This is a genomic window from Pseudanabaena sp. CCNP1317, assembly GCF_034931345.1.
Classification (GTDB): domain Bacteria; phylum Cyanobacteriota; class Cyanobacteriia; order Pseudanabaenales; family Pseudanabaenaceae; genus Pseudanabaena; species Pseudanabaena galeata.
In genome coordinates this window covers 1-755 of the sequence record NZ_JAYGIF010000184.1, presented here as the reverse complement: position 1 = coordinate 755, position 755 = coordinate 1, and the positions used below count along the sequence as shown (strand labels likewise).

At 55.6% G+C, this 755-nt stretch carries 1 protein-coding gene; it reads right to left on the bottom strand.

The features are described 5' to 3' along the window. A partial coding sequence (locus tag VB775_RS26275; RefSeq protein ID WP_323217185.1) for an AMP-binding protein occupies positions 1 to 755 on the bottom strand: 755 nt, incomplete at both ends.

The window sequence follows — 755 nt, the reverse complement described above, 5'->3', positions numbered from 1 at the left end:
CGACTCCGAATCGATCGCAAAAGCACACGCGCCGCCGATCAATTTCGGATCGACCGAACGGGCCGTCGATTCGAGGTCTTGGGGATAGAAGTTTCGGCCACGAATGACCAACATTTCTTTCAAACGGCCGGTGATGAAAAGTTGGCCGTTCTCATAAAACCCGGTATCGCCGGTGCGCAGGTAGGCGACATCGGGACGACCGGAAATGTGGGCGCCGAAGACCTTGGCTGACTTCTCCGGTTGATTCCAATATCCTGATGCGACATTATCGCCGCGATACCAGATTTCGCCAATCTCGAACTGTTCGGCCGGCAGTTGCGTATCAGGATTCACAATCATGATTTCGCCGCCGAGCACGGATGATCCACACCCGACGACTCGTGTCGCATGGTCTTTATATTCAGTCGCCGTCGGGTCATCCGAAAGCTCGATTTCGACCGCGCGATGATGTTCCAGTTCGCGTCGATCGCGCGTCTTGATAACCGATTCTCGGCGTCCCAAATTACCGCTGACCAACAGCGTCGCTTCGGCGAGGCCATAGCAGGGATAGAACGATTGACGGCTGAATCCGCTGCTGGCGAATGCATCACAGAACCGGTCGATCGTTTCAGGGCGGATCGGTTCTGCACCGCAAAACGCGAGTTCCCAAGATCGGAGGTCCAAGTTCAATCGATCCGCCGCATCCGCTTTCGATGCGCAAAGGTCATAAGCGAAATTAGGTGCCCCCGAGATCAACGCGCGTTCTTGTGAGATCG